The 21,800-nt window shown below is 44.6% G+C and carries 25 protein-coding genes and 1 pseudogene; 5 read left to right on the forward strand and 21 right to left on the reverse strand.

Annotated elements, in window-relative coordinates; all coding sequences use genetic code 11:
- Positions 1-306: 306 nt before the first annotated feature.
- The 19 genes and pseudogenes from A3I3_RS0101185 to udk form a co-directional block, all read right to left on the reverse strand.
- Positions 307-498, reverse strand: a complete 192-nt coding sequence (locus tag A3I3_RS0101185; protein WP_019231842.1) for a DUF3272 family protein — start codon at positions 496-498, stop codon at positions 307-309.
- Between the two features lie 38 nt (positions 499-536).
- Positions 537-2,204: a DNA polymerase III subunit gamma/tau gene (gene dnaX, locus A3I3_RS0101190; protein WP_018370913.1), complete on the reverse strand. Its 1,668-nt coding sequence runs from the start codon at positions 2,202-2,204 to the stop codon at positions 537-539.
- Positions 2,204-2,701, reverse strand: coding sequence for a GAF domain-containing protein (locus A3I3_RS0101195; RefSeq protein ID WP_018370914.1), 498 nt, complete (start codon positions 2,699-2,701; stop codon positions 2,204-2,206). The genes dnaX and A3I3_RS0101195 overlap by 1 nt, the downstream gene beginning before the upstream one ends.
- Positions 2,702-2,740: 39 nt before the next feature.
- Positions 2,741-3,760 (reverse strand): alpha/beta fold hydrolase, encoded by a 1,020-nt coding sequence (locus A3I3_RS0101200; RefSeq protein WP_018370915.1) that lies wholly within the window; start codon positions 3,758-3,760, stop codon positions 2,741-2,743.
- 72 nt (positions 3,761-3,832) lie between these two features.
- Positions 3,833-4,258: a helix-turn-helix domain-containing protein gene (locus A3I3_RS0101210; protein WP_018370916.1), complete on the reverse strand. Its 426-nt coding sequence runs from the start codon at positions 4,256-4,258 to the stop codon at positions 3,833-3,835.
- Between the two features lie 110 nt (positions 4,259-4,368).
- Positions 4,369-4,983 carry a class I SAM-dependent methyltransferase gene (locus A3I3_RS0101215; RefSeq protein ID WP_018370917.1) on the reverse strand — a complete coding sequence of 205 codons (615 nt, stop codon included), beginning with the start codon at positions 4,981-4,983 and terminating at the stop codon, positions 4,369-4,371.
- Positions 4,984-4,991: 8 nt separating this feature from the next.
- Positions 4,992-5,387, reverse strand: a complete 396-nt coding sequence (locus tag A3I3_RS0101220; protein ID WP_223873769.1) for an MGMT family protein — start codon at positions 5,385-5,387, stop codon at positions 4,992-4,994.
- A complete protein-coding gene (locus A3I3_RS0101225) occupies positions 5,371-5,949 on the reverse strand; it encodes a GrpB family protein (RefSeq protein ID WP_018370919.1) in 579 nt (192 codons plus the stop codon). The genes A3I3_RS0101220 and A3I3_RS0101225 overlap by 17 nt, the downstream gene beginning before the upstream one ends.
- A 34-nt stretch (positions 5,950-5,983) precedes the next feature.
- Complete coding sequence (locus A3I3_RS0101230) at positions 5,984-6,718, reverse strand: DUF3307 domain-containing protein (protein WP_018370920.1); 735 nt, start codon at positions 6,716-6,718, stop codon at positions 5,984-5,986.
- Positions 6,708-7,385, reverse strand: coding sequence for a SatD family protein (locus tag A3I3_RS0101235; protein ID WP_018370921.1), 678 nt, complete (start codon positions 7,383-7,385; stop codon positions 6,708-6,710). Before A3I3_RS0101235 ends, A3I3_RS0101230 begins: the two co-directional genes overlap by 11 nt.
- A gap of 82 nt (positions 7,386-7,467) precedes the next feature.
- Positions 7,468-7,608 (reverse strand): annotated as a pseudogene (locus A3I3_RS10770) (TfoX/Sxy family protein); the annotation flags it as partial.
- Between the two features lie 404 nt (positions 7,609-8,012).
- A complete protein-coding gene (locus tag A3I3_RS0101245) occupies positions 8,013-8,792 on the reverse strand; it encodes an L-threonylcarbamoyladenylate synthase (RefSeq protein ID WP_018370923.1) in 780 nt (259 codons plus the stop codon).
- 24 nt (positions 8,793-8,816) lie between these two features.
- Complete coding sequence (gene leuD, locus A3I3_RS0101250; protein ID WP_018370924.1) at positions 8,817-9,416, reverse strand: 3-isopropylmalate dehydratase small subunit; 600 nt, start codon at positions 9,414-9,416, stop codon at positions 8,817-8,819.
- Between the two features lie 10 nt (positions 9,417-9,426).
- A complete protein-coding gene (gene leuC, locus A3I3_RS0101255) occupies positions 9,427-10,809 on the reverse strand; it encodes a 3-isopropylmalate dehydratase large subunit (protein ID WP_018370925.1) in 1,383 nt (460 codons plus the stop codon).
- Between the two features lies 1 nt (position 10,810).
- Complete coding sequence (locus tag A3I3_RS0101260) at positions 10,811-11,077, reverse strand: DUF1294 domain-containing protein (RefSeq protein WP_018370926.1); 267 nt, start codon at positions 11,075-11,077, stop codon at positions 10,811-10,813.
- Positions 11,074-12,111, reverse strand: a complete 1,038-nt coding sequence (gene leuB / locus A3I3_RS0101265) for a 3-isopropylmalate dehydrogenase (RefSeq protein ID WP_018370927.1) — start codon at positions 12,109-12,111, stop codon at positions 11,074-11,076. The genes A3I3_RS0101260 and leuB overlap by 4 nt, the downstream gene beginning before the upstream one ends.
- A 12-nt stretch (positions 12,112-12,123) precedes the next feature.
- Entirely contained in the window at positions 12,124-13,689 is a 1,566-nt protein-coding gene (locus tag A3I3_RS0101270) for a 2-isopropylmalate synthase (RefSeq protein ID WP_018370928.1), read from the reverse strand.
- A 258-nt stretch (positions 13,690-13,947) separates the two neighbouring features.
- The gene (locus A3I3_RS0101275; RefSeq protein WP_018370929.1) at positions 13,948-14,646 is read right to left on the reverse strand and encodes a YoaK family protein; all 699 of its coding nucleotides are present in this window, start codon (positions 14,644-14,646) and stop codon (positions 13,948-13,950) included.
- 43 nt (positions 14,647-14,689) lie between these two features.
- On the reverse strand, positions 14,690-15,322 hold the full coding sequence (udk, locus tag A3I3_RS0101280) for a uridine kinase (protein WP_018370930.1): 633 nt from the start codon (positions 15,320-15,322) through the stop codon (positions 14,690-14,692).
- Positions 15,323-15,442: 120 nt separating this feature from the next.
- Here udk and A3I3_RS0101285 point away from each other — a divergent pair, with 120 nt between their 5' ends.
- Entirely contained in the window at positions 15,443-16,426 is a 984-nt protein-coding gene (locus A3I3_RS0101285) for a Gfo/Idh/MocA family protein (protein ID WP_018370931.1), read from the forward strand.
- Entirely contained in the window at positions 16,416-17,498 is a 1,083-nt protein-coding gene (locus A3I3_RS0101290) for a DEAD/DEAH box helicase (protein ID WP_018370932.1), read from the forward strand. Before A3I3_RS0101285 ends, A3I3_RS0101290 begins: the two co-directional genes overlap by 11 nt.
- A 136-nt stretch (positions 17,499-17,634) precedes the next feature.
- Here the strand turns inward: A3I3_RS0101290 and A3I3_RS0101295 are convergent, their stop codons facing one another.
- Positions 17,635-17,910, reverse strand: a complete 276-nt coding sequence (locus tag A3I3_RS0101295; protein ID WP_018370933.1) for an HU family DNA-binding protein — start codon at positions 17,908-17,910, stop codon at positions 17,635-17,637.
- Positions 17,911-18,049: 139 nt separating this feature from the next.
- Positions 18,050-18,886, reverse strand: a complete 837-nt coding sequence (locus A3I3_RS0101300) for a DegV family protein (RefSeq protein ID WP_018370934.1) — start codon at positions 18,884-18,886, stop codon at positions 18,050-18,052.
- A 214-nt stretch (positions 18,887-19,100) separates the two neighbouring features.
- Here A3I3_RS0101300 and A3I3_RS0101305 point away from each other — a divergent pair, with 214 nt between their 5' ends.
- From A3I3_RS0101305 to A3I3_RS0101315, 3 genes are read left to right on the forward strand one after another with little or no spacing between them, the layout of a single operon-like run.
- Positions 19,101-20,081, forward strand: coding sequence for an ABC transporter permease (locus tag A3I3_RS0101305; protein ID WP_026129799.1), 981 nt, complete (start codon positions 19,101-19,103; stop codon positions 20,079-20,081).
- Complete coding sequence (locus A3I3_RS0101310; protein WP_018370936.1) at positions 20,074-21,045, forward strand: iron chelate uptake ABC transporter family permease subunit; 972 nt, start codon at positions 20,074-20,076, stop codon at positions 21,043-21,045. The genes A3I3_RS0101305 and A3I3_RS0101310 overlap by 8 nt, the downstream gene beginning before the upstream one ends.
- Positions 21,042-21,794, forward strand: coding sequence for an iron ABC transporter ATP-binding protein (locus A3I3_RS0101315; protein WP_018370937.1), 753 nt, complete (start codon positions 21,042-21,044; stop codon positions 21,792-21,794). The genes A3I3_RS0101310 and A3I3_RS0101315 overlap by 4 nt, the downstream gene beginning before the upstream one ends.
- The last annotated feature ends 6 nt before the right edge of the window (positions 21,795-21,800 follow it).

A 21,800-nucleotide genomic window follows, 5' to 3' on the forward strand; every position in this document is an offset into this window, starting at 1 on the left:
GGCGACCAAAGGCATGATAGAAGGCGTGGAAGTGACAATCCTCCAAAGTATTCACCACTTTTTCAATCGTAAAGACGAGATGGTCTTGTGGCAAGAAAGAACTGATTTCTAGTGGTAAAGTTGTTTGATTTGTGTTATAGTGAATATGCATGGGATAGCCTTTCTAAATGGTTTATTGTGCAATTCTATTTTACCAAGACTATCGCAACCATGCAAAAAAGCAACGGATTTGCCGTTGCTTTTTTTGGAGATAAGGGACTATTGTCCCAGGCTCATTTTTATCTATAATCTTAATAACACCATTCCTTATTTTTTCTTGATCTGTTTTTCAATAACTTTAGCAATTTTGCTCGCAACATGAGCAAGATAGAAATTACGTAGAATGAGATAAGCAAAAAAACCTGCAAAAAGGTAGTCTTCCCTTATCATTGCATCGTTAAAAAAATAGGTTTCTATGGCTGTAAAAATCGCCATTGTCAAAAATTGTCGTCTGTTCATACTTCTATTGTAGCACGAAATGCTGGAAAAATCTAAGGTTAATCCTCTTGAATGGTAATTTTTTCGGCTAAAAAGTCAAAACCTGCTGGAATAAGACTTTCTTCTGCCGGCTCTTCCTTTTTGGTCTGGTTGCCACGACTTTTGGCGGAAAATTCTGCCCGGATTTGCGTCCAGTCACTCATGGAAATGGCGAGGATTTCTGGCGAAAAGCCTGCTGCATTGCTGAGAATATTGCCAAAAACGGTGTTGAGATTGTCCCTTTTCATGGTCTGCTCGGCGTTAAAGCTAGACTCAAAAGCCAAAATGGCATGGTGCTCATTTGCCGCCACAGGCTGAGAACCTGTCAGCAAAGCCCGATCCGCCCCAATTAGACTCTCAATCACTTCCCCCCAAGCATTTTGCAGCTTGATGAGATTGCCCCGAGCGAGGTCTGGATTTTCCATAGCCTCCTGGAGGATGCTGTTGACCTTGGCGCGGTCAACCTTATAGCCCTTGCTGGTCTTCTGGCTACGTTGCACAGGCTTAGCGGGCGCTGCCACGCCGTTCGTTTCGATTTGCGCTAGCTGCTGCTTAAGGCTTTGGATTTCTTCCTTCAAGCTGGTTAATTCCTCAGCGAATTGCCCAGAGAGAGCTGGGTTTGACTCGCTTTTTTCCGCCAAGCGAATGGTCATCATTTCGGTATAAATCTTGGGCTGGAGGCTATTTTTAATTTCAGAAAGGCTGGTCGTTGCTTGCTCAATCATGGCAAACAAACGAGCCTGCGGCGTCTCCAGATTTTCCAAAAAAATAGAGCTATGGTGGGTATTTTCCCCACCCGTCTGCACGATGAGCAAATCCCGCAGATATTGCAGAAGGTCGGTGACAAAGCGTGCCATATTTTTTCCGCTATCAAAAATCAAATCCAGATTTTCCAGCGCCTGCGCTGTATCATTGCCAATCAAAGCCGCCACATAAGCATCCAGCGCACCTAGACTAATCGAGCCTGTAATCTCCTCGGCAATGGCGGTCGTCAGCTCATCATCCTGACTGAGGCTAAGCGCTTGGTCGAGAATGGACAAGGCATCCCGCATCCCACCTTCGGCACGTCTAGCAATAATGGCTAGCGCTTCTGCCTCAAAAGCAATCCCTTCTTGCTCTAAAATACTAGCAAGATGCTGCTCAATGGCCTTGGTCTTAATCGCCTTGAACTCAAAACGCTGAACACGAGATAAAATAGTCGCAGGAATTTTGTGCAATTCTGTCGTCGCCAAAATGAAAACAACATCTTCGGTCGGCTCTTCCAAGGTCTTCAAAAGCGCGTTGAAAGCGCCCGTCGAAAGCATATGCACCTCGTCAATGATATAGACCTTGTGCTTGGCGAGGCTAGGTGCGTAGGTTGACTTGTCGCGAATTTCGCGGATTTCATCCACCCCGTTGTTTGACGCCGCGTCAATCTCGATGACGTCCTCAAGGCTTCCGTCCTTAATCGCCTGACAAATATAGCACTCGTTACAAGGCTCGCCGTTTTTTTGATTGGGACAGTTCATGGCCTTGGCAAAAATCTTGGCAACGCTGGTTTTCCCTGTACCGCGCGGCCCAGAAAAAAGATAAGCATGGCTAATCTTGTCCTGCTCAACCGCCTGACGAAGCGTTGTCGCCACAACTTCCTGCCCGACGAGTTGCCCAAAGGTCTGGCTACGATATTTTCGATATAAAGCTTGATACATTAGACTTTCTCCCCAAACATTTCAAAATTCCAAGTCGTTTTTTCCACCAAAAGGTCGACAAATTTTTGCAGATATTCTTGGTCAATCTGGTCATAATCCGCCACCACAGACGAATCCAAATCAAGCACCCCCAGCAGCTTGTCATTTTTTAGCATGGGCACCACAATCTCACTTTTTGCAGCGCTATCGCAGGAAATATAGTTGTCATGCTTGGTCACATCGCGCACAATGATTGTCTCTTGCTTCCTTGCTGCCTCTCCGCAGACGCCCTTGCCCAGCGCAATGTGCACACAGGACACGCCACCTTGAAAAGGTCCCAAAACCAGCTCTTTGCCGTCATAAAGATAAAAACCCGTGAAAACGGACTGAGGAAGGGCCTGGTTTAAAAGAGCGGAGCTGTTTGCCAGATTAGCCAGAGCATTATCCTCGCCCTCAAGCAAAGCTTCAAGTTGCGCTAGCACTAATTGATAAGTTGAAATTTTCTCTGAGTTTTTCATGTTTCTATTATAACAAAAAATCACCCACTCGGGTGATTTTTATTTGCTTCGTTTGGCTAAATCATCTATCGCTTTGACAAAAGTAGCAGGCAAATCCTGATGAATATCATGCTGGCTTTTCAAATTATCCATAAAAACATTATCTTTCAACAACTCGTGCACTCGCTTGGCATCCTTGCCATCCATAGCACTGAGCAAAATTCCCTTATCGTCATAATAACCTTTGAGATGTGGCGGATGTGCCGTATGCATCAAAATTGACGGACATTGCACTTTCTTTAAAGTTTCCTCTTGATTAAAATCTTGCAGCCAAGAAAAATCATAGAAAGTCACACCAAAGCGCAAATCATAATCGCCCGTTCCGTCCTGCAAATTGGCTGTTAAGTCATAAATGGTATTCACTCCTAAGAAAGGGGGATAATACCAGATACGTGGGATTTTATTAGGATATTTTTTCAGATAATTAAGCGCAGGTTTCTTGACAATTTTGTAGAAATTCTCTTTCCCAAAAGCCTGTTCCAAGTAGGTATGGTCTAAAAAATAACGCGTGTAGTTTTTCTGACCACTTGTCAAAAAATCGTGCATGTCCTTGAAACCCAACCAAGCAAAGGTCGACTGGGCACGCCCTGATTCAGTCGAAAAGAAAGGTGCGTCTTCAATCAACAGTCCCTTAACCAAGTCGGGCTCATTCGCTGCTATCCAAGTCGCCAGAAGTCCACCCGAAGAATGCCCAGAAAGTAAAACCGGTTGTTTGATGACCCGCTTAATAAAGAGGATAAAGTCTTGTCCATTTGCTACCGCCGAATACTTAGCGGGATTTTTACTAGACTTGCCATGCCCATAGCAATCAACCGCAAAAACATGATATTTCTTGCTCAAATCCCCCAAAACCTTAGCATAATCCTGCCACGATACTTCCTGACCATGGATTAAGAGTAAGGCAGGACCATTATCTGATCCTTCGCCATAATTGATAACAGACCCATCTTCTAACTTAAACTGTTTTTCAGCCATATGAGTAGCCCGAATTAGCCACAAAGCCTTTCGGTCATAGGTCATATTTCCATGCACAAAGGCAAAAAAACCATAATCAATACAATAAAAATCAGTAAAAAAATCATCATTCTCCGATTAACTTTCATTTTCTTCATTCTCCACAACAGCCTTAAAGCCTTCTAGGAAAAAACGAGTATCCATAAGTGCCAGTCCTTGATTGATGTCCCCCAGTAAAAGTAGCTCACTCCCCGCCTTAATATGAAATATCTTTCTAGCACGGGCAGGCAGAGTAATCTGCCCCTTATCATTGACCTGCACCCTTCCAAAAATATACTCGCCTCTCGGTAAGTCAGGTGTCAGATAATCCACTTCTAGATTCATCAAATCTTCAAGACTAATGTCAAAAAAAGTAGCGAGCTTAGCAGCAAGCACAAGGTCAGGCACACTATTACCTACCTCCCACTTAGCAATAGTTTGTCTTGAGACACCAAGTTCTTCAGCTAATTTTTCCTGCGACATTCCCTGCTTCTTCCTTAATGCGGCAATGTTTTCTCCAAGCATGATTTCTTCCTTTCTGACTAATCGCTACTTACAGTATAACAAAAAAGTATGGACTTACAAGCAAGTTTCCCATACTTTTTCTACTTCTTTTGTTAAAATTCGTGGCAAGATTACTCTTTTATTTTTCCAATCTGGTAATAGACCCAAGTTGGATTTTTTTCAAATCGTAAAACTTGTAGACCTAATTCATTCAAATAATTTTTGAAGTTTGACAAATCCTTGAATTCCGCTAGATAGTAGCTAATTTTGCTCCATTCGCAGGCTAATATCAGCTGCCCGTCAGGCTGCAAGATACGCTTGATTTCTAGCAGAGCTTTGGTCAAATCCGTCCAATGAAAATGCGTTTGAAAGGCACAAATGAGGTCAAAACTCTCGCTTTCATAGCCAGTATTGGCGACATCTTTCACCTCAAAATTTATAGTCTTGCTTAACTTTCTAGCTTCGGCTATGGCAGTCTCAGAAATATCTAGACCATAGATTTGGCTGCTCGGAAAAAGCTGCTTGAGCCGCAGCGTCGAGCGACCATTCCCCACGCCAATATCTAAAATTTTTGAAAAGTCCTGCCGAAGAATAAAAGACAAAGCCCAGTCAACCATGGGCAAATAAGCTCTATTCCAAATTTTCATCATCAAACGCCCCACAATCCCCTGAGGGTGCTTGGATTGCTGAATCAGATAATAAATGAAAAGCAAAAAAGAAATTGCTATAAGCAAAATAGGAAGCATAGTGACCTCTACTTTCCGCTATCTGAAAAATCCACCAAATACTCTTCATAGTCTTTGACGAAAAGGCGCTGTCCTTTGGCAATGACAGGCAGTCCCTCACTTTCCAATTTCTCCTTTTGAGCGGACAGACCGCCGGGATATTTGCCGTTGAGCTCGCCGCCCGCTTTAAGGACACGCCAATAGGGCAAATCGTCGTCCTTCCAAGCCAGAACAAGAACGCCGACGCCCGTTTCAAAAGGATTGGTAAAATGAATACCGCGCTCAGCGGTCATGTATTCTCGCAAACTAGCTAGGGTCGCAACCTTGCCAGCAGGAATGCGCGCCAGCAAATCTTTATAATCATCTGGCGCCAAAAAAGCAGTTCTTTTCTGATTTTGACTGGACATATTAGACCTCGCTTTCATATTTATCTTTGTAAACTTCCTTGGCTTTTTGGGTGTAGGTTTTGATAAAATCCCCCTTAGCCTCCGTATAGGCATCGCGATTGTGCTCGTATTGCTTCCAAAGGGCTAGCTTGAGCTGCTCATACTCCTTAGCAACCACAGTGTGCTCCTTTAGATAATCCCGAAAATAGAGCTCATCATGGTCGCCAGCATAACGGACATGAAGATGAAAAACCTTGTCCGCAAAGCCAGCTGGTGTGTAACCTTTATTAAAAGACAGCCGCTTCTCACTTTCTGACATGAGCAAGTAGCCATTTTGCAGCAGAAGCCTTTTTATTTCCGACATCTTGACTTTTTGAGGAATTTCCAAAAGAATATCGACAATGGGCTTTGCCCAGATAGTAGCTATTGAAGTGCTACCGATGTGGCTGATACGACTCACTTGTTCAGGCCTAAAAATCGACAAAAGTCGCACCTTTTCTTTCTCATACCAGTCCAACCATTTGTCATCATGCGGCTCCAAAAAAATCGGAAACAGCTGCCACAATTCCTCCAAAGTCATCTCTTCCAATGCTTTTGCCATAGCTTCCTCCTAACGGTGACATATCAGAAATCCTTTAAAAATAAAGCAAACCGTAGCAAACCAAGACACTGATGACACTGAAAAGCGAGCCAATTAGATAGTATTCGGCGAAAGACTGGCTTTCAGAAATCTTATTGTAGCGGGCAATGGACTTGGCAGTAAAGACCAGCCCGATAGAAGCGTATTGCCCCAAAATCAAGGACAAACCCATAATCAAGCGCTCCAAGCATCCAATCATAGCACCCGCGCCCGCAATCGTATCCTGATTGTCCTCCCTGCTTTGGTACTTGCTAAAAAATAGTTTGAACAAAATATTGACCGGCTTGCCGATAGCGGCAAAAAGCACCAAAGCCTGCACCACACTTGCCGCCTCCTTTAGCCAAACCGGGGCCGTCTTTTGCGCAAAAAGGAAATAAAAAGCAAAAATCGCTGCCAAATGCAAGAGTTGGTCAAGGACGAAAGCATATTTTTCCAAGTTTTTCCTTTGAATAAAAGCGTTGCTTCTAAATTTAAGGAAATCAATGACTGCATGGCTGAGCCAGACCAGCAAGAAATAAAAGATATTCGCTGGAAAAAGGAGACTCAAGACGAGCAAGGGCAGCAAAACAACCCCTAAATGCAAGAGCAAGAAGGGCAAGCGGCATGCTTTCAAGTCAGCCATTTTTTGGCTCTGCAACTGAAAATCTGCTAAAATATGCGCTAAAATCACCAATAATAAAATAGGATTGTGCAAATAAAATTCCGAAAATCCCCAAAAATTAGCTAACATGGTCATCCTCTCTTTCCGCTTCTTTCAAAATCAAATCCATAGCCTGGCGCTTATTTCGCAGATAAATTTTCAGCCCGCTAGCCTTGATTCGCTTATTGAGAGCGCTGGGACTGACGCCGAGCAGCTCTGCTATTTTTTTATTGGAAAAACCTTCGTCGTAAATCCCTTGTGCTAGCAAGCACTGTAAAATCTCAAGCTGAGACGGGGTCCATTTTCCTTTTATAAATGAGCACGCTGCCAAGATACTGTTGATAAGCTGGCTGCTTTCCTCATTTTCCAGACTAACAGCCAGATGATTGCTGCCGTAGTCGTTCTTAGCGTGAATGCGATTGATAGCCTCACGCGCCCGCCAGTAAGCTGGGCCGTCCGAGCCGATACTTTGCTTGGGATTGATATCGGTCAGCATCTTGCCAAGCCCAATTCCAAAACGAATTTGGTGAGGGGCAAAAGCCAGCACCAAGTCATCAATCATTTGAAAAAGCTGAGTATTGGGCTTTAAAAGCGCTTGAAACTCATCGCCTGTCGTTACCGTAAAAGGCGACACCAGCCATTGCTGGTATTTTTGATTCAGTTCCTTCATGAGCGCCAACAATTTTTGCTGGGCTTGCCCTCGGTCAGCAATTTTTTTGGAGTCAATAATATCTCCAATCAAAGCAATATAGTTCATGTTCTCACCTCTTAATATCCATTATAACGGAAATTTTTGAAAATTTCCATTCAAAAGGATATTTTTGAAAATCAAGGTTGGGAAGGCGATTGTCATAAATACCGCCCAAAATCCGCCCTTTATAATACAGAATGTACTCGCTCATCATCGCGCGATAGCTAATCTCCTCTAAATCTGCCAACTGCTCCAAAACAAACTCTAAATATTTCTTACTTGATGCCACAGCCACCTCCTATTTCCTCTTATTATAACAAAATCGAAAAAAACTTTCTGAGAAAAAGAGGCTGGAATTCTCCAACCTCTTGTCTGCTAATACCTTTGGTGTTTTGGAATTGAATTCGGGCTTCAGCGAGGAAAGCTCGGGCAGTACTCTCGTTTTCCGACATTTCAAAATCAAAACGATAATTTTTGATTTTGAAATTAGTGTAGAGACTAGAAAAGGCACCTCGTGCTTTTCGTTCTGAGACAGTAGCTTTAGCTACTAGTCGCAGATGTCTCTGCTAACGGCTTTGTATCTTATAACTGAACTCGGGCTAAAAGCTCGGAATTTAGATAAACTTTCCTAGGTTCATGGAACCGTCGTCAAGTTTCCTAAAATTCTGTCGCTTTTTATACGCCCTCGTATCTTTAATAATATTCTCCTTGGCGGTAGTCCCAAGAGTTGAAGGTATCCGACAGGTGCATCATGATTTTGTCGATGTCCAAGCCTTTACGGATAACCACTGGGCATGGGCTAATGGAACGCTGTCCTTCTTGCTCGGGAATGAGCTTGCCGTCCTTGTCCACCATAGAAACCATAACCCCTTGCTCATAGCGGGTTTCAATCGTCTTGTCAGGCTGGATAGAGGCTACATAGTCATCGGCTTCAAGCACCAAATCCACAGCATTTTCAATGCGTTCGCCAATTCCTTCAACCTTCCCGCGGTTTCCTTTTCCTGACGGATTGGCTGAGGAAGCGTAAACCATTTTGCCTTCTTCCCAGAGCTTAGCCGCCAGCTGCTCGCCAGCCAGACCAAACTTGATAACAAAACAGCTCGTACCACGCACATCAGTCATCAGCTCCTCACGCCCGTCACCGTAGGCCTTGAGCTTGTCCATAGCCTCAGACTTCCAAGGCAGAATGCAGCCCAGCAAGATATCCTCATCCCAGTGCTTTTGGTAAAAGGCTTCGATTTCTGGCGTTAATTGAGCCAGAGCGCGCAGCTCGTCCATGCTACCGCAGAGCACAACACCCGGCTTGTTGCGATTGCGTGATTTGGCTTCAAATTTCCGTTCAAGCCCAGCACGGTCGCTAGTCATGATAATGTAGCCGACCTTAGTCGGGCAGACGATACAGCCCCCTTGACCTTGAAGAATTTCTAATCCTTCTTGTGAGAGTTGGCGGTTCCATTGAATGTGTTTTGTCATGATAGGTTTCCTTTTCTAAAATTCTTATTTTTCCTCTTGCCAATAGGCAGGGCGATGTTTTTCGTATTCTGTAATTAAGTCTTCATATTGAAGCGTGATGCCAATATCGTCTAAACCGTTGAGGAGCTTGTGCTTCCATTCGCCGTCAATATCGAAAGAAAATTCTCCGACTGGCGAAAAAATTTTTTGCTGCTCCAAGTCAACGGTTAGCTGGTCAGTAGGTACTAGTTTGGCTAATTTTTGCCGCACGTCCAGCGGTTGAACAATCGGCAGCATGCCGTTGTTCAGCTCGTTATTGTAATGAATATCTCCAAAAGAGCCTGCAATGACGACCTTGAAGCCGTAGTCTGCTAGCGCCCAAGCCGCGTGTTCCCGCGAAGAACCTGCTCCAAAATTATCACCCGTGATGAGAATGGTTGCTTTTCGGTACGGTGCTTGGTTGAAGATAAAATCTGGATTTTCCGTGTAGCGGTTGTCCACATAGCGCCAAGCGTACATGAGGTACTTGCCAAAGCCCTTCTTGTCAATCAGCTTGAGAAACTGCTTGGGCAAAATCTGGTCGGTGTCAATATTGTCGTTCATGAGGGGGACGGTCGTTCCCGTGTAAATCGTGAATTTTTCCATAGGCTGCCCTCTACTGTGCTTCAGGCATCTGGCGCACGTCCACGAAACGTCCTGCAATGGCGGCTGCGGCTGCCATGGCGGGGCTACAGAGGTGCGTTTTGGCACCGAAGCCCTGGCGGTCTTCAAAATTCCGATTGCTGGTTGACGCGCAATGCACGCCGTCAGGCACCTTGTCAGGGTTCATTCCCAGGCACATGGAGCAGCCAGGGTCGCGCCACTCAAAACCTGCGTCCATGAAAATCTTGTCCAGCCCCATACGTTCAGCGGCTCGCTTAACAGGGCGCGAGCCCGGCACAACGATAGCTGTCAGATTGGGCGCAATGTGTTTGCCCTTGACAAATCGCGCTGCCAGCTGCAAATCGCTGAGGCGAGCGTTGGTGCAAGAACCTATGAAAATATATCCTAGGTCAATATCTTCTGGCTTTTGCCCCGGCTCCATATCCATGTAGCGGTAGGCACGCTCATCATTCATATCGCGAATTTCTGGGAAGGCGTCATTAAACTCGACTCCCATAGAAGGGTTGGTTCCCCAAGTCACCATAGGTGCTAACTCGCTGACATCGATGCGGATGACCTTATCATAGACAGCGTCCTCATCACTAACCAAGGTCTTCCAGTCGGCAACTGCCGCTTCAAAATCACGCGGTGCATTTTCCCGACCACGAACATAGTCAAACGTCTTTTGGTCAGGGTTCATGATGCCCATTTTTGAGCCGAACTCAATCGACATATTGCAAATGGTCATGCGCTCTTCCATGGTCAAGTGGCTAATCGCATCCCCTCGGTATTCAACTACATAGCCGACCCCAGCTCCAACACCATAGCGAGCAATCAAGGCAAGAATAAAGTCCTTGGAATAAACACCCTTGGGCGGCGCTCCTACAAACTCAACCAGCATTTTCTTGGGCTTGACCTGCCAAATCGTCTGGGTGGCAAAGACGTGCTCCACCTCACTGGTCCCAATCCCAAAAGCAATGGCTCCAAAAGCGCCGTGGGTCGCTGTGTGGCTGTCGCCGCAAACGATAAATTTGCCCGGCTGGGTCTTGCCCGTTTCCGGCCCGACCATATGGACAATGCCCTGTAACTCGGAGCCGTGAGCGGCATGCTCAATGCCAAATTCCTTAACATTGTCCGACAGCTTGTCAATCTGAGCCTTGGAAATCACATCGCGAATGTCGTAAATATTGACCGTAGGGACATTGTGGTCAAAGGTTCCGTAGGTCAAATCGGGTCGCCTAACCTTGCGTCCCGCATCGCGCAAGCCTTGGAAAGCCTGAGGACTGGTTACTTCGTGAATATAATGCTGGTCTACATACATCAGCTGGGGCTCGCCTTCCTTGCCATAAACCACATGGCGCTCCCATAATTTATCAAAAATCGATTTTCCACTCATCTTAGCTTCTCCAAATGTAATAAATAAGTGCTAGCTCAAGCACCATGCCAAGTAGCCAGGTGCACCAAAAGTACCATTTTCTCGTTTTGTGATGAAAATATTTCCCGGCTAACAAGGCTGCTAAACCTGCACCACACAGGGCACTGAGGAGCAAAGTCCGCTCTGAAATCCGGTACTTCTTTCGCCTCGCTCTTTGCTTGTCCAACCCATAGAGGGCAAAAACCATGACATTCCAGACCAAGACTAGTCCAATCCATATCCATTTCATAAATTGCTTATAACTGCCTCCGTCATTTCTGTCGTGCTGGCTGTGCCGCCCAAGTCTCTGGTTAAAATCCCTTGGGCAAAGGTTGCGGCAACTGCTCGCTCTATGCTTTCAGCGGCTTGATATTCCGCAAAGCTGTCGCGCAACATCATGGCAATGGATAAAATCATGCTGACTGGATTTGCCAGACCTTGACCTGCAATATCAGGTGCCGAGCCGTGAATGGGCTCGTAGAGACTAGGTCCATTTCCCGAATGGCTAGCCGAAGGCATGACCCCCAAGGTGCCCGAGAGAACGCTGGCTTCATCGGACAAAATATCGCCGAAGAGATTTTCCGTCACCAAGACATCAAATTTGGCTGGATTGGTAATCATGAGCATGGCTGCGCTGTCCACCAACTGGTGCTCCAAGGTCACATCGGGGTAATCCTGCGCGACTTCTTCTGCCACGCGCCGCCAGAGTTTGGACGTCGCCAGCACATTTTGCTTGTCAATGCTGGTCACGCGCTTCCGCCGAGTCCGCGCCAGCTCAAAAGCCTGCCGCACAATCCGCTCAATTTCTCGGTAGCTGTAGTCGTTGATGTCCCGCGCAGCATTGTTTTCCAAGAGATGCTGACCGAAATAAATCCCGCCAGTCAGCTCGCGCACAACGACAAAGTCCACACCCGCAATCCGCTCTGCCTTTAAGGGCGACAAATGCTTGAGCGCATCAAAAATTTTGACCGGGCGAATATTGGCAAAGAGCCCGAGCTCCCGCCGCAAAGCCAGAAGCCCCACTTCTGGACGCACAGGCGCCTCGTCATACTGAGGTGCCCCAATCGCTGCTAGCAAAATAGCATCCGCCTGCTGAGCTGCTGCCAAAGTTGCTTCTGGCAAAGGATGCCCGCAAGCGTCAATTCCTGCACCACCAAAGGGCAAAGCCTCTACTTGATAGTCAAAAGCCACTTTCTCTGCCACCGCAGCTAGAACCTGCAAGCCCGCAGCCATAATCTCAGGACCGATACCGTCGCCTGCCAGCGCTACAATTTTTTTCGTCATCTTTGTCTCTTTCTAATCATTGCTTGGGAGGTCGCGATAAGACAAGCCCCGCCCGATTTGGCCGTCATTTTCCTTTTGGACAAAGGCATTGGCGTGAATATAGGCAATGGCGCTAGCTTTCAAAACGTCAAAGTCCAGACCAGAAGCGTTGAAAATCGTGTCCGTATCCACATTTTCAACGGCAACCAGAACCCGCGCTTGCGAGTCGATACCGTCCGTCACCGCCTCAATATTGTAGGACAGCAATTTGACCTGCTGCTGGAAAAATTGGTCAATGGCATTGAAAATCGCCTCAACACTTCCTTGTCCTTCCGCCACGCATTCGACCGTCTCACCGCTCTCATTGACCAGCCGCACACTGGCAGTAATGGTCTTGTCTTCATTGGTCACCAAGAGTAAGTCGTCAAAGTGGAAACCTTCTGGATTTTCGATGACCACTCCTGCGACCAAGGCACGAATATCGGCGTCAGTAACCTGCTCTTTCTTATCCGCCAAGGCCTTGAAGCGAGCAAAGAGTTGAGCCAGTTCACTTTCTTCAAAGTCCAGCGCCAAATCTTTGAGCTTTTCGACAAAGGCATGGCGACCAGATAGCTTGCCCAGCGGTAAGGAGTTGCTTTTGACCCCGACCAATTCTGGCGTGATGATTTCATAGGTCAATGGATTTTTTAGCACGCCGTCTTGGTGAATGCCCGATTCGTGAGAGAAGGCATTGCCTCCGACCACAGCTTTATTTTTGGGAACAGCAATCCCTGAAAAACGCGAAATGAGTTCAGAAGTGTTCATGGTTTCTGCTAAGTTGAGGTCTGTCTCCACTTGGTAATAATCCGAGCGAATGTTGAGCGCGACAGCTACTTCTTCCAAGGCCGCATTTCCCGCCCGCTCACCGATACCGTTAATCGTGCCTTCCACGCGCCCAGCTCCATTTTTAACAGCCGCTAAGCTATTTGCCACCGCCATACCAAGGTCATCATGGCAATGCGGGCTGTAGATAATCTCGCGGTCGGTCTTGACATGGTCAATCAAGTACTTGAAAATCTGACCAAAGGCTTCTGGCGTAGTAAAGCCGACCGTATCAGGGATATTGATGTAGCTAGCTCCTGCGTCCACCGCCGTCTGGACGACCTCCAGAAGAAAATCCAACTCTGTACGTGTCGCATCTTCCGGAGAAAATTCCACAATGTCAAACTTAGAACGTGCGTAAGACACATGCTCTTTAATGGCTGCCAGAATTTCTTCCTTGGACTTTTTCAGCTTGTACTCTCGGTGAATGGGGCTGGTTGCGATAAAAACGTGAATTTGAGGAAATTTCGCTTCCTTGAGCGCCTCATAGCAAGCGTCAATGTCTGATTTGACCGAGCGCGCTAATCCTGTCACCGAAGCCCGCTCCATTGACTTAGCAATAGCTTCTACCGCCGCAAAAGAATCTGGACTAGCAGCAGGAAAACCTGCCTCTATAGCGGAAATTCCCCATTTCTCTAGTTGCTTTGCTATGGCGACCTTTTCTCTGACCGAAAAATTAACTCCCGGCGTCTGCTCACCGTCCCGAAGGCTGGTATCTAAAAATTCAACTTTACGCATGAATGAACTCCTTTTCTGCAAGTTGGTAAAATAAAAAACATCTCGCGAACCAGCGAGATGTTTTGATTACTCCCGCTTGGTAAGCCAAACAGGACTAATGCTTCTGCATTAGTCCGAGTAAATCAACAACAAGTTAAATTGGTAAAACTTCATTGTAGACATGTTTGGCTATTTCTCCTTCGATGTTTATTGCTTAGTATTCTATCACAGTAAAAAATAAATGTCAACAAAAAATCAAATTTTTCTGAAAATTTCGTCTTATTTTTCTTTTTTCAAACTCATAGCTTTTTTAAAGCCCACATACTGGCTAATTCTAAAGACGATAAAAGCAAAAAGAATGACTGCAACAATCCAAATCGTTTTTAAAATATAAAATTGGATCAGATAAGTCGACACAATGGCTCCTATAATAAAACTAGTCAATAAAGCCACAAAAAATAAGCCTTCTTGGAAATATTTTTTCTCTTTCATACGAACATAATTACCAAATGCCATCATGGTTTTCTTAATATTTCCCGTCATAAAAGAATTATTGTAAACAATACCATCTACTTCGCCAAAAGCCGTTGCTACAACTCCCATGCAAAAAGCGATCGGAGGCACAATGAATATATTGGGCACTGTGCTAGGAAGACAGCCAGTCACTGCGCAAGCAAGCATCAGCGGTACGATGCTAGCAACACGCCAGATGGATTGCTCAAAAAAGCTTTTAAAGATGGTAATCAGAAAAATCCCTAACATAAAAGCCAACATGGTCGCCAGCTTCACCTCAATTTCTCCTGTACTACGGTGAATGAGCTCAACTGACAAAAAGACAACATTTCCCGTCTGCCCAGCAACTAAAGTGCCACCGCGTTCAATAAAGGTGTAAGCATCAATAAAACCCGCACAAAAGGTCAAGAGGCAGGCAAAAAATTTCGAGCGAGAGTGAAATTCTCTTTTTACTATAGACTTCATTTGTTACCTAAAAAGTCCAGCACCACACCAGACTTCCTTTCTTCTATTCTCTTGCCTCTTTCAGTATTTTTTCGATCTTCGTTGTAATCAAATCAATCGCTACTTTGTTGCTGACCCCTTCTGGAATGATGACATCCGCATAACGCTTGGTTGGCTCGATAAACTGATGATACATGGGCTTAACCACACCCAGATACTGCTCAATCACGCTATCTAGGCTCCGCCCACGCTCTTCCATATCCCGCTTAATCCGCCGAATAATCCGCACATCATCATCCGTATCAACAAAAATCTTGATGTCCATTAAATCGCGCAAGCGCTTATCTTCCAAGACCAAAATCCCCTCAACGATAAAAACGTCCTGCGGCTCCTGCCGATAGGTTTTGTTGCTGCGCGTATGCGCCGTATAGTCATAAGTCGGAATATCCACAGGGCGCCCCGCCAAAAGTTCCTGGATTTGCTCAATCATCAGGTCTGTGTCAAAGGCAAAAGGGTGGTCATAATTGGTCTGAATCCGCTCCTCAAAGGTCAAGTGCGACTGGTCTTTATAGTAAGAATCGTGCTCAATCATGGCAATCTTTTCATTGGGAAAATTGGACAAAATTGCCCGTGAAACACTGGTCTTGCCACCACCAGAACCACCTGTCACTCCAATAATAATCGGTCTATTTTGCATCGTTCACTCCATTATTTGTTGTCTTACCTATTTTACCCTAAATCATGATATAATGAAAGAGGCAAAAAGGATTAAAATGAAATTTTGTCCTTCATCTGACAAATTAGAAATGAGGATACTATGCTAAGATTAGGAATTATCGGAACGGGCTTTATTTCGCATGAGTTCATCAAGGCGGCGAAGCTCAGCCAAAAATATAGCTTACAGGCGGTCTATTCCCGTACGCTGACCAGCGTGGAGCGCTTCGCTCAAAGTTATGACAAGGTCGCAATTTACACGGAAATGGTTGAATTTCTCTCTAGTGATATTGACATCGTCTACATTGCTAGCCCCAATTCGCTGCATTTCAATCAAGCTAAGGTAGCGATAATGGCACGCAAGCATGTCATCATCGAAAAGCCAGCCGTTTCTCGCCCTGAGGAATGGCAGGAATTAGTCAAATTGGCACAGGAGCACCAAGTCTATCTTTTTGAGGCAGCACGCAATTACCACGAAGCCGCTTTTGCGACCCTTGCAGCCTTTTTGAAGGACAAGACCGTCCTTGGTGCCAATTTTACCTACGCCAAATATTCTTCGAAAATGGAGGCCTTGCTGGCTGGGCAAGAGCCTAATGTCTTTTCAGCTAAGTTTTCCGGCGGAGCGCTCATGGACTTGGGCATCTATCCGATTTATGCGGCTATCCGCCTCTTTGGAGCGCCTCAGAAGGCTTTTTACAAGGCAGAGCAGCTAGCGAATACGATTGACCTAAATGGCGCGGGACAGCTCATTTATCCAGATTTTCAGGTCAATCTGCAAACTGGGAAAAACATCAACAGTTTTTTGCCATCTGAAATCTACACAACAGACGGAACCCTGATACTGCCTTCTATCGAGTGGGTCAGCTCTGCTATTTTCCAAAACCTAAAAGGAGAAAAAGAGGAAGTGCCTCTGCAAAAAGCGGAGCACCAGATGTTAGAGGAGGCGCTGGCTTTTGCGAATGTGGTGGAAAGCGGCAAGGAGGCGGTCTATCAAGACTGGCTGGCTGCGGCCAGGGCTGTGCATGAGACCCTCTTTACCATGCGGCAGGACGCAGGGATTAGATTTGAGGTGGATGATGAAGACTAAACTTCCGACAAGCTGGCAGGAGCAACTGACAAGACTGGGTTTTGAGAATTTGACTGCCATTCAAGAGCAGCTCTTTGAGCCTATTTCCGCAGGGCAATCCGTCCTTGGTATCAGCCCGACAGGGACAGGAAAAACTCTTGCTTATCTCTTGCCAAGCCTATTAAGATTGACCCCTAAAAAATCGCAGCAACTGCTGATTTTGGCTCCCAATACGGAACTGGCCGGGCAGATTTTCGAGGTCTGCAAGACCTGGGCGGAGCTACTGGGTCTCACCAGTCAACTCTTCCTTTCAGGCTCCAGCCAAAAACGGCAAATCGAACGCTTGAAAAAAGGACCTGAAATCCTCATTGGAACACCGGGGCGGATCTTTGAGCTGGTCAAGCTGAAAAAAATCAAGATGATGAATGTTGACACCATTGTTTTAGACGAATTTGACCAGCTTTTGAGCGACTCACAGTACCATTTCGTTGATAAAATCACTCACTACGCGCCGCGCGACCACCAGCTCATTTATATGAGTGCCACCGCCAAGGTCGACCGGCAAAAACTAGCAGAAAATACGACTGTTATCGAAATTTCCGACCAAAAATTGGACAATATCCAACATTACTATGTGCAGGTTGCCAAGCGCGACAAGGTGGAATTTCTGCGCAAGCTGTCTAACGTTTTTGATTTTCGTGGGCTGATCTTCTTCAACTCGCTTTCTGATCTCGGTAGCGCCGAAGAAAAATTGCAGTATCGGGAAGCCAATGCGGTATCTCTGGCTAGCGATGTCAATGTCAAATTCCGCAAGGTCATTCTAGAAAAATTCAAAAACCACGACATCACCCTGCTTCTGGCAACGGATCTGGTGGCTCGAGGAATTGATATTGACTCACTGGAGTGCGTCGTCAACTATGATGTTCCTCGCGATGTGGAAAGCTATACCCACCGCTCTGGACGCACGGGGCGCATGGGCAAGGCTGGCTCGGTTATTACCCTTATCAGCCACCCAGAGGAGCTCAAAGCACTCAAAAAATACGCTCAGGTGCAGGAAATTGTTCTCAAGAATGGTGAACTATTTATCAGCTAAATAAGCTTAGTTTTTAACTCTCACAAAAGAAAATGCGTGAAGGTATTACTAAAATTTTTAACTTCATGTCCTAAAAGACACAAAAAGCCCATCACCCAACGTCATGCGTTGATGTGACAGGCTTTTTCTTTTGCAATTATTTAACAGCGTCTTTAAGAGCTTTACCTGCTTTGAAAGCTGGTACTTTAGAAGCTGCGATTTCGATTTCTTTACCAGTTTGTGGGTTGCGACCTTTGCGGGCTGCACGTTCACGAACTTCAAAGTTACCAAAACCGATAAGTTGAACTTTTTCACCTTTTGAAAGGTATTCTGTTACAGCTGCAAAAACTGCATCAACTGCTGCTGCAGAATCTTTTTTAGTCAATTCAGTAGCTTCTGCCACTTTTGCGATTAAATCTTGTTTGTTTGCCATTTAAACAAATCCTCCAATTTTTTTGTGAGCTCTCGCTCCAACAATTATTATCATATCTTAAAAATAGCGATAGGTCAAGCGAGAATGACAATTTTTTAGTTTTTTCAGGATATTTTAAGCTATCAATAGAAATTTTAGCTTATTTGTAACGAACTAAGACAGCAAATGCATCCTCACCTGTGTGTGTTTGGATGATTGAACCAGTTTCAAGAACAGAAATAGGCTTTTCTACCACTGGCTGCAATTTTGCTTTCATCGTATCAGCCAATTCTCTGGTTCCTGCATATGAAATTCCAATCTCTGCCACAGTTTTTGTTTTGAGATTTTCAATCAAATTATCCAACCACTTAATAAAGGTTTTCGCTCCCCGCCCTTTGACAATAGGCTGTAGTTCGTGATTTTTCATCTGCATAACCACACGAATATTCAAAAGAGAGCTCAATAATCCCGTCACGCGCCCAATACGACCACCTTTGACAAGATTTTCTAGAGTAGAGACGCCAATATAAAGCTCTGATTTCTTTCTTACTTCTTCAATTCGTGCCAAAATGGTTGCTAAATCTGCTCCTTCTTTTGCCAGACGTGCTGCTTCCACTACCTGAAATTTCATAGCTTGATCAGTAAAGCTACTATCAATAACCGTCACAGAAGCCCCTGAAAGATTAGCCCCCTGCCGAGCCGCCTCGACCGTCCCTGACAAGGCATGAGACATATGAATGGCAATGATATGGTCAGCTTCCTCAGCTAAGCTGTCAAAAATCTCGGCAAAAACACCAACTGGGGGCTGGCTTGTCTTGGGTAAGTTTTGACTTTCCCGCATAAGGCGTAAAAACTTTCCTTCTTCTTTGAGATCAGCATCTGAGTAAAGCACACCATCCACCATAACAGAAAGGGGAACAATAGTGATATTTAAATCTTTTACAACTTGTGGCTCGATAGTGATAGAAGAGTCTGTCACAATTTTAATTTTAGACATAGTTTTCCTACTTTTATGAATTTTATATACTTATTAGTATAGCAAAAATTACGGAAATACGCTATTCCTAATTGTGTCTCTTGGCGGATTTTATCCAAATTATCTTTGAAAATTTCAGAAATTGTCAGAAAAATTAAATTGTCAGAAAATTTATTGACAGTAGGTGTTATTTTTGTTACTCTACTATATGTGTGTAGCTATCCACAATAAAAAGATGAGGGGAGTTGATAGGGACTTGTTAAAACGCACCTTGCCGCTTTGGTTCTTGCTTTCGCTATTGATTTTTGTGTCATTGACCATTGGTGCCAGTAATTTTTCTTGGGACATGCTTTTTAGGGGACACTCCGAGACTTGGACCCTTTTTCAGGAATCACGTCTTCCTCGAACGCTCAGTATTATTTTGGCTGGTTCTAGTATGAGTATTGCGGGGCTTCTTATACAAACTGTCACGCAAAATCCCTTTGCGGCACCTTCTACGGTTGGAACTGTTGATGCGGCTAGACTAGGGATGATCATCAGCCTATTTCTTTTCCCGCAGGCTACCCTGCTACAAAAGATGGTTAGCGCTTTTATTTCAGCCATGTTCTTTACCATGATATTTATCTATTCCATACGAAATTTATCCTTTTCAGAAAAATGGTTACTTCCTTTGGTGGGGATGATTTTTAGTGGAATTTTAAGCGCTAGTTCGCAGTTAATTGCCTTTCGTTTTAATCTAGTACAGAGCATGACCTCTTGGACGCAAGGGTCTTTTGCCATGATTCAGCGTCATCAATACGAATGGCTTTTTCTTAGCTTGATCATCTTAGTAGCCACTTGGATCTTGGCAGATGTCTTTACTATTATGAAACTTGGTGAAGACACCAGCCAGAGTTTAGGAATTTCTTATAGCCAGATGGAAAAACTAACGCTCTTTCTTGTTGCCTTGACCACTAGTGTTACCATGATTACAGTAGGTTCCTTACCCTTTTTAGGCGTTATTGTTCCCAATCTAGTGCGGCAATTCTGGGGTGACAATATCAAGCGGGTCAAGGGCAGCATTGCATTAATAGGAGCATGTCTGGTGTTGGTTTGCGATATTGTAGCACGCTTAGTCATTCGTCCTTATGAGTTATCTGTTAGCTTAGTTTTAGGTATTTTAGGCAGTATCATTTTCCTAATCTTGCTTTGGAAAGGAGGTCAGCGTCATGCCTAAGATAAAACCAGCTACTCGAATATGGATTTTAGGGCTCATTTTCTTAAGCATTCTTGCAGTCTGTTTCTATTTTTTCCTCTCTAAAACGCCACTGACCCCCTACTCTCTCAAATTACGCAGTTGGAAATTAGTCGCTTACATACTGGTCGCAGTTGCCAGCAGTTTTGCAACAATCAGTTTTCAAACGATCACGGAAAATCGTTTTTTAACTCCTAGTGTTCTAGGACTTGAAAGTTTTTATGTTCTTCTGCAAAGTCTCTATTTCTTCATTGCTGCTCGCTTTTTAGGAGAAACTATTCCAGCCCTTGGTCAATTTATCTTGATTCTAAGTTTGTTAGCTTTCTTTTTCCTCCTGCTGCAACCTGTTATCAAGAAATTGCTAAAACAAGGCTTCGTTTTGATTCTCTTGATCTGCATGACCGTAGCAACTCTCTTTCGGAGTGTCAGCACTTTTCTACAAGTTTTGATGGATCCAAACGAGTATGATAAGCTTCAGGGACGGCTATTTGCCTCATTTCAGCGCATCAATACGAGTATTTTGCTACTAGCACTGCCGATTATTTTATTAGCAGTGGTTTATCTTTGGCGAAAAAATGCCATACTTAATGCATTTCATTTGGATAAGGAAACTGCACAAGTTTTAGGAATTGAGGTCGAAAAAGAACAAAAGAGAATCCTTTGGGCTATTGTTCTTCTGACAGGAACAACAACCGCTCTGGTAGGCCCTATGATGTTCTTTGGCTTTCTCATTGCCAATCTAACTTACATCTTAGTCGCCGAGTATCAGCACCGCACTCTTTTCATAGTTGCCAGTCTATTAGGTTTTGTCAGTCTCCTTTTTGGACAAATGATTGTTGAGCGTGTTTTTCGGCTTCAGGTCTCCGTTAGTTCAGTCATTGAGCTTTTGGGCGGACTCTTCTTCTTTTATCTTTTGTACCAGAAAGCGAGGGCAAATCAAACATGAAACTAGTCAATATTCATAAATCTTTTGGCAAAACTCTCATCCTTGATGATATTGAACTACAAATTCCGACTGGAAAATTTACCGCTTTTATCGGCCCAAATGGAGCGGGCAAATCAACCCTGCTTGCCATCATGAGTCGTTTGTTAGACAAAGATCAAGGAATCCTAACCATAAAAGGGACAGAGATCGAAGCTTGGAATTCCAAAGAATTAGCTAAAGAATTAACTATCCTTAAACAAAAAATAAACTATCAAGCCAAGTTGACAGTAGAGGAACTAGTTAGTTTTGGACGTTTCCCTTATAGCCGTGACAGATTAACCAGTGAAGATCATGAAAAGATAGAGCTGGCTCTTCGTCATCTAAATATTTTAGAGCTTCGTGAACGTATGATTGATACTTTATCAGGTGGGCAGCTTCAGCGAGTTTTTATTGCAATGGTTCTAGCACAGGACACAGACTTTATTTTACTAGATGAGCCGCTCAATAATCTTGACATCAAGCAAAGCATCGGTATGATGAAGATTCTGCGTTCCCTAGTCGATGAGTTGGGCAAGACCATCATCATTGTCATTCACGACATCAATATTGCCAGCCAGTATGTTGACCAAATGGTCGCTTTTAAAGACGGAAAGGTTTTTGCACAAGGAAGCACCTATGACATGATGCAAACTCAGATCCTCAACCCTCTTTACGATATGGAAATGACCATAGGAGAAATTGATGGAACCCGTATCTGTATCTATCGTTAATAATAT

The organism is Streptococcus massiliensis DSM 18628, assembly GCF_000380065.1.
Lineage (GTDB): Bacteria > Bacillota > Bacilli > Lactobacillales > Streptococcaceae > Streptococcus > Streptococcus massiliensis.

Excerpts from the sequence above, each read along its gene's own strand:
- A3I3_RS0101185 (WP_019231842.1), bottom strand. The coding sequence starts at position 498 with ATGAACAGACGACAATTTTTGACAATGGCGATTTTTACAGCCATAGAA.
- dnaX (WP_018370913.1), bottom strand. The coding sequence starts at position 2,204 with ATGTATCAAGCTTTATATCGAAAATATCGTAGCCAGACCTTTGGGCAA.
- A3I3_RS0101195 (WP_018370914.1), bottom strand. The coding sequence starts at position 2,701 with ATGAAAAACTCAGAGAAAATTTCAACTTATCAATTAGTGCTAGCGCAA.
- A3I3_RS0101200 (WP_018370915.1), bottom strand. The coding sequence starts at position 3,760 with ATGACCTATGACCGAAAGGCTTTGTGGCTAATTCGGGCTACTCATATG.
- A3I3_RS0101210 (WP_018370916.1), bottom strand. The coding sequence starts at position 4,258 with ATGCTTGGAGAAAACATTGCCGCATTAAGGAAGAAGCAGGGAATGTCG.
- A3I3_RS0101215 (WP_018370917.1), bottom strand. The coding sequence starts at position 4,983 with ATGCTTCCTATTTTGCTTATAGCAATTTCTTTTTTGCTTTTCATTTAT.
- A3I3_RS0101220 (WP_223873769.1), bottom strand. The coding sequence starts at position 5,387 with ATGAAAGCGAGGTCTAATATGTCCAGTCAAAATCAGAAAAGAACTGCT.
- A3I3_RS0101225 (WP_018370919.1), bottom strand. The coding sequence starts at position 5,949 with ATGGCAAAAGCATTGGAAGAGATGACTTTGGAGGAATTGTGGCAGCTG.
- A3I3_RS0101230 (WP_018370920.1), bottom strand. The coding sequence starts at position 6,718 with ATGTTAGCTAATTTTTGGGGATTTTCGGAATTTTATTTGCACAATCCT.
- A3I3_RS0101235 (WP_018370921.1), bottom strand. The coding sequence starts at position 7,385 with ATGAACTATATTGCTTTGATTGGAGATATTATTGACTCCAAAAAAATT.
- A3I3_RS0101245 (WP_018370923.1), bottom strand. The coding sequence starts at position 8,792 with ATGACAAAACACATTCAATGGAACCGCCAACTCTCACAAGAAGGATTA.
- leuD (WP_018370924.1), bottom strand. The coding sequence starts at position 9,416 with ATGGAAAAATTCACGATTTACACGGGAACGACCGTCCCCCTCATGAAC.
- leuC (WP_018370925.1), bottom strand. The coding sequence starts at position 10,809 with ATGAGTGGAAAATCGATTTTTGATAAATTATGGGAGCGCCATGTGGTT.
- A3I3_RS0101260 (WP_018370926.1), bottom strand. The coding sequence starts at position 11,077 with ATGAAATGGATATGGATTGGACTAGTCTTGGTCTGGAATGTCATGGTT.
- leuB (WP_018370927.1), bottom strand. The coding sequence starts at position 12,111 with ATGACGAAAAAAATTGTAGCGCTGGCAGGCGACGGTATCGGTCCTGAG.
- A3I3_RS0101270 (WP_018370928.1), bottom strand. The coding sequence starts at position 13,689 with ATGCGTAAAGTTGAATTTTTAGATACCAGCCTTCGGGACGGTGAGCAG.
- A3I3_RS0101275 (WP_018370929.1), bottom strand. The coding sequence starts at position 14,646 with ATGAAGTCTATAGTAAAAAGAGAATTTCACTCTCGCTCGAAATTTTTT.
- udk (WP_018370930.1), bottom strand. The coding sequence starts at position 15,322 with ATGCAAAATAGACCGATTATTATTGGAGTGACAGGTGGTTCTGGTGGT.
- A3I3_RS0101285 (WP_018370931.1), top strand. The coding sequence starts at position 15,443 with ATGCTAAGATTAGGAATTATCGGAACGGGCTTTATTTCGCATGAGTTC.
- A3I3_RS0101290 (WP_018370932.1), top strand. The coding sequence starts at position 16,416 with ATGAAGACTAAACTTCCGACAAGCTGGCAGGAGCAACTGACAAGACTG.
- A3I3_RS0101295 (WP_018370933.1), bottom strand. The coding sequence starts at position 17,910 with ATGGCAAACAAACAAGATTTAATCGCAAAAGTGGCAGAAGCTACTGAA.
- A3I3_RS0101300 (WP_018370934.1), bottom strand. The coding sequence starts at position 18,886 with ATGTCTAAAATTAAAATTGTGACAGACTCTTCTATCACTATCGAGCCA.
- A3I3_RS0101305 (WP_026129799.1), top strand. The coding sequence starts at position 19,101 with ATGAGGGGAGTTGATAGGGACTTGTTAAAACGCACCTTGCCGCTTTGG.
- A3I3_RS0101310 (WP_018370936.1), top strand. The coding sequence starts at position 20,074 with ATGCCTAAGATAAAACCAGCTACTCGAATATGGATTTTAGGGCTCATT.
- A3I3_RS0101315 (WP_018370937.1), top strand. The coding sequence starts at position 21,042 with ATGAAACTAGTCAATATTCATAAATCTTTTGGCAAAACTCTCATCCTT.